At 68.7% G+C, this 2,731-nt stretch carries 3 protein-coding genes; 2 read left to right on the top strand and 1 reads right to left on the bottom strand.

What is annotated here, in order from left to right; translation table 11 throughout:
* The first annotated feature begins 280 nt into the window (after positions 1 to 280).
* Positions 281 to 874, top strand: a complete 594-nt coding sequence (locus tag VF697_RS41585) for a hypothetical protein (RefSeq protein WP_331104063.1) — start codon at positions 281 to 283, stop codon at positions 872 to 874.
* 1 nt (position 875) lies between these two features.
* On the opposite strand, the gene VF697_RS41580 is transcribed toward VF697_RS41585, so the two are convergent.
* Positions 876 to 1,220, bottom strand: a complete 345-nt coding sequence (locus VF697_RS41580) for a hypothetical protein (RefSeq protein WP_331104061.1) — start codon at positions 1,218 to 1,220, stop codon at positions 876 to 878.
* 220 nt (positions 1,221 to 1,440) lie between these two features.
* Between VF697_RS41580 and VF697_RS41575 the strand changes: the two genes are divergently transcribed.
* A complete protein-coding gene (locus VF697_RS41575; RefSeq protein WP_331104059.1) occupies positions 1,441 to 2,703 on the top strand; it encodes an alpha-amylase C-terminal beta-sheet domain-containing protein in 1,263 nt (420 codons plus the stop codon).
* Positions 2,704 to 2,731 lie beyond the last annotated feature (28 nt).

The following is a 2,731-nucleotide window of genomic DNA, read 5'->3' as shown; positions in this document are numbered from 1 at the left end:
TGAGGCCCTGCGAGGTGACGGCCGTCTCCTCGGAGGCGAGCGAGGGCGGGCCCAGGCTGGGGGCGGCGGATGGCGTCGAGGCACATCCGGCCACCCAGGCGGCGAGCGTCAGGATTCGGACGGTGGCACGCAGGTCGGAGCGCATGGTGGGCAAGGTGCGGCGGGTTCCGGCGCTCCTCAAGGGGATTTCCGGTACACTGTTGACTACACCGTGGCCCCTCACCGCCGCCCGAACCTCAACAAGACCGTCCGCGCGCTCATCCGCGACATCGCCGCGAAGATGCCGGAGTTCGCGCACGTGAGGGCCAGCCGCGTCCTGGTGATAGCCGGTGAGGCGCGGCGGGCGTCGCGTGGCACGGTCAAGCCCCTGTGCTTCCGGGGCGGGCGCAGCACGGACCGCACCGGGCGGCGCAAACCCATCATTCGCCTCAAGGGCAAGCGGATGCTCTACTGCATCACCCTGCGCCCGCTCTTCTTCCGGGCCTCGACGCCCAAGTCGCGCATCGAGACGGTGATGCACGAGCTCTTCCACATGTCGCGGCGCTTCGACGGCACGCTGCACGCGGGGCGGAGGCACTCGGTGCTGGGCAAGGAGTTTCCCCGGCGGCTGCGGCCGCTGGTGCGCCGCTACCTCAAGCAGTGCCCGCCCGAGCTGCTCAAGGCCTTCGCGTACACGGGGGAGCTGCGGGTGTTGCAGTGGCTGGAGCGGCCCGGGCACGCCTACGTCCCCGGCACGCCCCGGGTGCGCAAGGTGTACACCGAGGAGCAGCTCTACTACGGCATCGCCCGCATGGTGACGCCCAAGAAGCCCCGCGTCTCCCGGGCGCCGAAGCCCCGGCGCAAGGAGCACGTGGAGAAGGTGCGGCTGCACTGACTCAGTTGAGGTACTTCGGACGGGGCGGCGCGGGCGGCTGCGCGGGCCCGGCCTCCAGCATCTCCAGCCCCTGGCGGGTGAGCAGGAAGCGCACCACACCGGAGCCGCGCTCCGTCTCTATCTCCGCCTCGAAGGCGGGGCCGGCGATGGCCCCCATCTGCACGTCCTTGCGCAGGTTGCGCACCGTGCCCGTGAGCAGGTCTCCCGCCACCGACTGCGCCGCGTCACCGCGCCGGTAGAGGTCGTACGCCGCCTGATGCAGCGTCATGGCCAGTGAGGGACTCAACGGCTGGGAGCTGAACAGGACCGAGATGAGAACCCAGTAGGGGGGAGACGGGTCGGCCATTTCCCTCTCATCCTAACCGCCCCGAGACGTGCCCCCCATTCGTTTCCTCGCCCCCGACAGTGGGGCCCGGGCGGAAGATTCCAGTAGGGGTGTGGAAAACGGGTCGGGTGGTGGACGCCGAGGGGCTCGTGGCCGGCCCAACGGGGGGGGTTGCTCGCCTGGCCCTCGAAGAGCTTGTAAAGCGCCAGCCCGTCTCTTCCCCGCTTCCCCGGAGAGCCGAATGCTCGAGAAGAAGGTGCTTGGCGCAGTCCTGTCCCTGTCGTGGGCCCTGGGCCTGGTCGTGTCGTCGGCCGCCCACGCCGGTCCGATGGATGGCAACAGCGGCGATGTGATGCTGCAGGCCTTCCACTGGCGCTCCACGGAGACGTACCCGTGGTGGAACATCGTCCAGGGCAAGGCCTCGGACATCAAGAACAGCGGTTTCACGATGGTGTGGCTGCCGCCCTCGGGCGACTCCGGTGCCAAGGAGGGCTACATGCCGCGGCAGCTCTACCTGCAGAGCAGCTCCTACGGCACCGACGCGCAGCTCAAGTCGGCCATCGGCGCGCTGCGCACCTATGGCGTGAAGGCCATTGGCGACATCGTCATCAACCACCGTGTGGGCACCAGCAACTGGGCGGACTTCACCAACCCCACCTGGGGCTCCTGGGCCGTGGTGAAGGGCGACGAGTGGACGAGCGCCACCGGCAACTACGACACCGGGGACGGCTTCAGCGCCGCGCGCGACCTGGACCACACCAACGGCACCGTCCAGAGCGACCTCAAGAGCTGGATGGGCTGGATGAAGTCCAGCATCGGCTACGACGGCTGGCGCTATGACTACGTGAAGGGCTACGCCGGCTCGTACGTGGGCGCCTACAACACCCACACGGTGCCCTACTTCTCCGTGGGCGAGCTGTGGACGGACCTCAACCTCAACGACGTCAACCCGCACCGGCAGAAGATCATGGATTGGATCAACGCCACGGGCGGCAAGTCGACGGCGTTCGACTTCACCACCAAGGGCATCCTCCAGCAGGCCGTGCAGTACAACGAGTACTGGCGGCTGAAGGCCACCGACGGCAAGCCCCAGGGCGCCATCGGCTGGTGGCCGGCCAAGTCGGTGACCTTCATCGACAACCACGACACCGGCCCGAGCTCCCCGAGCGGCGGCCAGAACCACTGGCCCTTCCCCTCGGACAAGGTGATGCAGGGCTACGCCTACATCCTGACCCACCCGGGCATCCCCTGCGTCTACTGGGTCCACTTCTATGACTGGGGCCACGGCGCCGCCATCAAGAGCCTCATGGCGGCCCGCAAGGAGAAGGGCGTCACCTCCACCTCCGCGGTGAGCATCCAGGTCGCGGACACCACCAGGTACGCCGCCATCATCACCGGCAACACCGGCAGCCTGGCGATGAAGCTCGGCCCCAGCGCCTGGTCTCCCGGCACCGGCTGGACGCTGGTGAACTCCGGGAGCAACTGGGCCGTCTGGAAGAAGTAGCTCCCCGCCCGTGCGGCAGGGGGGAGGC

It is taken from the genome of Archangium sp., assembly GCF_036388035.1.
GTDB lineage: Bacteria > Myxococcota > Myxococcia > Myxococcales > Myxococcaceae > Archangium.
This window is presented reverse-complemented; position numbering and strand designations above follow the sequence as displayed.

Excerpts from the sequence above, each read along its gene's own strand:
- VF697_RS41585 (WP_331104063.1), top strand. The coding sequence starts at position 281 with ATGCCGGAGTTCGCGCACGTGAGGGCCAGCCGCGTCCTGGTGATAGCC.
- VF697_RS41580 (WP_331104061.1), bottom strand. The coding sequence starts at position 1,220 with ATGGCCGACCCGTCTCCCCCCTACTGGGTTCTCATCTCGGTCCTGTTC.
- VF697_RS41575 (WP_331104059.1), top strand. The coding sequence starts at position 1,441 with ATGCTCGAGAAGAAGGTGCTTGGCGCAGTCCTGTCCCTGTCGTGGGCC.